Annotated in this window: 6 protein-coding genes; 3 read left to right on the forward strand and 3 right to left on the reverse strand. The window is 65.4% G+C overall.

Going from position 1 to position 5503, the window contains the following annotated elements; all coding sequences use genetic code 11:
• Positions 1-269: 269 nt before the first annotated feature.
• Both GXP34_09860 and GXP34_09865 read right to left on the reverse strand, forming a co-directional pair.
• Positions 270-950: a DNA alkylation repair protein gene (locus tag GXP34_09860; GenBank protein ID NOY56277.1), complete on the reverse strand. Its 681-nt coding sequence runs from the start codon at positions 948-950 to the stop codon at positions 270-272.
• Positions 951-959: 9 nt separating this feature from the next.
• Positions 960-1757, reverse strand: a complete 798-nt coding sequence (locus tag GXP34_09865; GenBank protein ID NOY56278.1) for a hypothetical protein — start codon at positions 1755-1757, stop codon at positions 960-962.
• A gap of 145 nt (positions 1758-1902) precedes the next feature.
• Between GXP34_09865 and GXP34_09870 the strand changes: the two genes are divergently transcribed.
• Together GXP34_09870 and GXP34_09875 are read left to right on the forward strand one after the other, a co-directional pair.
• Positions 1903-2367, forward strand: a complete 465-nt coding sequence (locus GXP34_09870; GenBank protein NOY56279.1) for a hypothetical protein — start codon at positions 1903-1905, stop codon at positions 2365-2367.
• Positions 2360-3115, forward strand: coding sequence for a hypothetical protein (locus GXP34_09875; protein NOY56280.1), 756 nt, complete (start codon positions 2360-2362; stop codon positions 3113-3115). The genes GXP34_09870 and GXP34_09875 overlap by 8 nt, the downstream gene beginning before the upstream one ends.
• A gap of 103 nt (positions 3116-3218) precedes the next feature.
• Here GXP34_09875 and GXP34_09880 read toward each other — a convergent pair whose 3' ends face one another.
• Positions 3219-4817 (reverse strand): ABC-F family ATP-binding cassette domain-containing protein, encoded by a 1599-nt coding sequence (locus GXP34_09880; GenBank protein NOY56281.1) that lies wholly within the window; start codon positions 4815-4817, stop codon positions 3219-3221.
• 99 nt (positions 4818-4916) lie between these two features.
• Between GXP34_09880 and GXP34_09885 the strand changes: the two genes are divergently transcribed.
• Positions 4917-5300 (forward strand): hypothetical protein, encoded by a 384-nt coding sequence (locus GXP34_09885; protein NOY56282.1) that lies wholly within the window; start codon positions 4917-4919, stop codon positions 5298-5300.
• Positions 5301-5503: the final 203 nt, after the last annotated feature.

A 5503-nucleotide genomic window follows, 5' to 3' on the forward strand; every position in this document is an offset into this window, starting at 1 on the left:
GAAGTGGGTGAGGAAGCTTTGTGACGAACCCGATGGGGGTGTCCCAGAGCCGGCACAGCCGGAGCCACCCCCTTAGGGCGAAGCGCCGGACCCATTCTTTCCTTCCCCCTCAGGGGGAAGTGGGTGAGGAAGCTCTGTGACGAACCCGATGGGGGTGTGGTGGCGGAGGGGGAAGATTCTCGCCCTACGGTCCCACGCAGACACACGCCGCGATAGCGAATACTCAGGTACGAAATACGACACGCGGAACCCGGCTCACGAAGCGACCGCTATCCCAGATCCAAATGCTTCGCCGCCTCCCGGAAGCTCAGTCCGGACAGCTCCTCCCGGTGTTCGAGCAGGAACCTCGACACCGAGACCGAGTCCGTCTTTGCGTACTCGCGTAACGCCCATCCGATCGCCTTACGAATGAAGAACTCTTTCTCGTGAGCCCGCCGCAGGCAGTAGTCGAAGAGCCGGTCGGTATCGGTGCGGTCCTTGTGCTTGAGTTGAGCGAGGATCGCCGTCCGACGCAACCAGAGGTCCTGATCGTCGATCCACGCGTCGAGTGTCGGCCACATCCGGTCGGGCTCTTCGAGCAGGACCTTGCCGATGAGATTCGCCGCCACCGAATCGACGAAGTCCCACCATGCACCATCGACGATGAGCCGCCGGTAGAGGTCGAGGTTCTCGAAGGTGATCCACCGCCGTTCGGCGATCGCGAGACCGACGGCGACGTATTTCTCTTCCCGGTGCGGGAGATCCCAGAGGGCCATCACCGCTCCCCGGTACTCGGCCTGCGACCTGATCGGGTACCGGACCAGCGCCTCCCTCAGAATCACCCGCCGTTGCGGCGTCGGCACCCCGTGGAACGGCATCTCGGTCTTCATGTAGGCAGCCATCGCCACCGCCCGATCAGAGTCGGCGCGAGCCGACAGCTCATCCGCGACGAACGAGACGATCCCATCCACAACACCCTCCTACCCCCAGGGCGGAATCGCGACGCCCGGTCTGAGGGCGAAGACGAAGAGCCAGAACAGAGCCGCCACGAGGACCGCGGGCACGACCGGGACCGTGGGAACGGTGGGGCTCCACTGACGGTCCACCCCTGTGATAGGGGCAATCGCGAGGGCGCCCAGCACGATGACCCCGCTGGCGATCAGTCCCAACGCCAACCCCGGGTCGGGGAACATGAAGGCGGCGACGATCGCCCCGCCGATCAGCCACGGGACGGCGGCAACGAGAAGCATGACGCGGACGCGGCTGACGCGTGTCTCCAGCAAGCTCGCTCTCGGGGCGAACTTGAGGAATGCGGGCGCGGCCATCATCCCCATCCCGAACACCGCCGCGGCGGCAACCCCGGCGAGGATCCCGAGGAAACGCTCCGGCAGGTCGGCGCTCGCGGCGATCGCAGCCCCGATCCCGTCCGGATCGAACGGGGCGGCGAGGATCACCTGAAGACCGGTGCGGAACAGGTGCAGCATCGTCCACAGCACGGTCAGCCTCGCCACACCGTGTGGACCCGGTCCGGGGTAGACGAGGAGAAGCACGACCCCGACTCCGAACACCGTCAGGAGTCCGCCGGCCAGGGCAAGGTCCGGCCCCGCCGCCTCGAACGTGACGGCCGCATGCGAAAGCACCGGTTGTCGCCCTTCGATCCAGCCAAAACCGGCCAGTCCGCCGAGATAGAGGAGCTGGGCCATGACATAGCCGAACACAAAGGTGAGACAGGACGTCACCACCACAGTGGTCAGTCCCCGGCTATGACGTTCCGCCATGGACTTCAGCCTACGCGAAGGAACATCACCGACGATGGCAATTGGAGGTTCTGCCTGATGCTGCACCGACCTTGTGAAACACTCGACGCGTCGCCCAACCCTCCGCCTCGATGGTTTCTGAGGGTGAGAGCGATTCGGAGGAACGGTGAGCGCCGATCAGGAACGGGCCTTCACTCGCTTCGTCAAGGAAACGGAGCCGAAACTCTCGTACGCGCTCGCTGCGGCGTATGGCCCCGAGATCGGGTCCGAGGCCACGTCTGAAGCGCTCGTCTATGCCTGGGAGCACTGGCCCAAGATCCGGACGATGCAGAACCCTGCCGGATACCTGTATCGGGTCGGCCAGAGCAAGGCTCGTCGCTTCCTGCGGCCCAGGGTGACCTTTCCGGCGCCCCAGATGAGGGATCCGTACGGGTTCGAACCGGGTCTCCCTGCAGCGCTCGAGTCGCTCACGAAGAACCAGCGGGTCGCTGTCGTGCTGGTGCACGCCCTCGCATGGACCGAGCGCGAAACCGCCGAGTTGATGGACGTGTCCCGGGCAACGGTGCGCACCCATGTGGAACGGGCACTGGCCCGTCTGAGAGCGACAATGGAGGTGCAGGTCGATGTCTGAGCTGCAGACCCAACTGCGCGACTACTTCGACGACGTCGTCGAGCGGGTCGGCGTGCAGGACGTGATTGCCCAGGTCCACGTTCGTCGACAGCCGCGTTTGCGTGGACCGGTGCGGGCGGCCGTGACTGCGGCCGCTGCAGTGTTCGTGGGCGTCGGCTCGGTCGTCGTGGCGCTCTGGCTCTTGCAGGGCGGCCCGAGGCTGTATCGGTCCTCGGGCGCGCCGGTGCCGACCACAACGGACGCGTCGTGGGTGCTGCCGGCGTTGATCGGCGTCGCAGCGGTGCTGGCACTCGGCGCCCTGGGAGTGTTTGTTTCGTGGGGATCGAGGAGAGGGGAAGGAATGGAAACCATCGAGAAGACAGCAAAGCTGAGAATCGAGCCTGGAAAGACCAACCGTTGGCTGATCGTTGCGCTGGTGGTGCTCCTCGTCGCCATCGCTGCCGGAGCCGCCTGGTTCCTGCTGAGCTCACCGGTACCGAGCGACGTGCAGGCCCTGCTGGACGACTACATCGCCGCGTGGAATGCCCACGACGGCGACGCAGTGCTCGCAACCATAGGCACTGGAATGCACGTCTCGAGCGCCGGAACATTCAACGGCGCCCGACTCGCATCGTTCGTGGACTCCATGCCGAGCGGATGGACCGCGACCATGACCACACCCCCATCGGGTTCGTCACCGGCGCTCTTCTTGCTTCCCCTAGCAGGGGAAGTGGCCGAGGCGAGGAACGAGCCGAGGTCGATGGGGTAGAGAATCTTCCGTGCAGGGGAAGGTGCCTGAGTCGCCGCTCTTGCCCCGCGGTCTCATGCTGACAAGCGCCGCGATACCGAGGACGGCGAGTGACGCGAGCCCCTCAGGCCAACGCCACCAGCTCCAGCATCGACTCGTCGAAGAACGCGGTGTCACCGTCGGGCATGAGCATCACCCGGTCGGGTTCGAGGCGGGCCACGAAGCTGGTGTCGTGGCTCACGAGGATGATCGTCCCTTCGTAGCGCTGCAGCGCGGCCAGCAACGCGTCCTTGGCCTGGGGGTCGAGGTTGTTGGTCGGCTCGTCGAGCAGCAGCACGTTCGCTCCGGCCATGACGAGTTGTGCCAACGCGAGTTTCGTTTTCTCCCCTCCAGACAGGGTGCCTGCGTCCTGATCGATCTTGTCCGCGAGGAGGAAGTGGCCGAGCACGGTGCGCAGCACCTTGTCGGGCTGATCCGATACCTTGCGGAGATGGTCGAGGACCTTCACACCGGCTTCGATCTGTTCGTGCTCCTGTGCGTAGTAGCCGACACTGGCCCGGTATCCGGGGGTCACCTCCCCAAGGTCGGCATGTTCGACGCCGGCGAGGATGCGCAGCAGGGTCGTCTTGCCGGCACCGTTGAGGCCCATGATCAGCAGCCGCTCCCCCCGATTCGTGTCGACGTCGACATCGACGAAGACGAGGTTGTCGCCGTAGGCCTTGGTCAGGCCCGATCCGGTGAGCGGGGTTCTCCCCGACGGGACGGGCTGGGGGAAGCGGACCGCCACGTTCTTGCCTCTGGCCCGGACTTCGACGAGGTCCCGTTTGATCCGGTCGACCCGGGTCTCCATCGACTTGGCGACTTTCGCCATCTTCTCGGTGGTGCCTTTGAAACGGCGGATGTTCTCTTCGAGCCTGGCGATCTTGCGCTCCTGCTGCTTGCGCTCCTTGATCCGCTGGGCTCGGCGGCGCTCCTGCTCGACCAGGAAACTCGAGTAGTTCCCCCGGTACGGTTCCAGTATCCCGGCTTCGAGCGAAAGCACCGACGTGATCGCCTCGTCGAGCAGTGGCAGGTCGTGGCTGACGACCATGAGCGCTCCCCGATAGGAGGCGAGGTAATCCATCAGCCAGGCTTTCGCGTCGAGGTCGAGGTGGTTGGTCGGCTCGTCCAGGAGCATGACATCGGTCTCGGCGAACAGGATGCGAGCAAGTTCGACTCTCCGCCGCTGCCCGCCGGACATCGATGCCACCTGTTGGGTGAGATCGTCGTTGCCGATCCCGACGGCCGCTGCGGTTTGTTTCGCCTCGGCTTCGACGACGTAGCCGCCTGCGGCGTCGAACTGGTCTTGAAGACGCGCGAAATTGCGGATGGCACGGTCTCGACGCTCCCCGTCGAGGCGCGCGACCTTGCGGCGCGCCTCTTCGATCCGCCGCAGGAGGACACCGACGCCCCTGGCGGCGAGCACCCGCTCGAGGGCGGTCATGTCGGGACGTTCGAGGTCGGGAAGGGAGGCCTCCTGGGAGAAGTAACCGAGGTTGCCGGAACGCAACACCGACCCACTCTTCGGAGCCTCGTACCCGACGAGGGTCCGAAGCAGTGTCGTCTTGCCGGCCCCGTTGCGGCCGACGAGCCCGACCTTGTCGCCCGGGTGCAGCGTGAAGGAGGCGTCGTGCAGCAGCGTGCGGTCGCCGACTTCGATGTGGAGATCTCTCACGATGAGCATGAATCCTGCAGGCTACCCGACACCGACCCCTCTCTGGTCGATGCGAGCGTCGGATGGCGACGCCCGCATTGATCAGGAATATGGATACCATCTCTGCTCATGAAACTCGCTATCGCCTCCAGCAACGGTGCCACCATCCAACGCCACTTCGGCCGGACCAAGGACTATGTCGTCGTGACCGTCGAAGACGGCCGCGACGTCGCCCGTGAAGTCCGCCCCGTCGAGTCACCGGCACAACTCGTCGAGGTCGGCGGTCACGGGCCCGGCCAGTTCGAATCCCGCATGCGGACCATGATCGCGTCCGTGAAGGACTGTGACGTCCTCGTCGCCGGCGGGATGGGCTATCCGATGGTCGATGCCATCGAGCAGGCCGGCCTCGACGTGATCTTGACCAACGAGCGCCTCGTCGACGACATCGTCGCCTCCTACCTGGCGGGCACGCTCGAACACGAGCCCGAGCTGGCCCACGAGCCCTGCCACTGACGATCTCCTCGGTGCGCGAGCCCGGCTTCGCCGGGGATACGTTCCTGACGGGAGGCTCTTCTCCCCCTTGGCGCCATGCGTCGGCTTGACGGCCTCCTTCCCGGTTGAGGCGGTGACTGGCTCGTTGGCCTGACGAGACGTCCACGGGGAAGGTCCTACACGTTGCCGCGAAGGATTGCTCTCGGCCGATACGTTGGTAGCTT

The sequence above is a fragment of the Actinomycetota bacterium genome, from assembly GCA_013152275.1.
GTDB lineage: Bacteria > Actinomycetota > Acidimicrobiia > Spongiisociales > UBA4744 > BMS3Bbin01.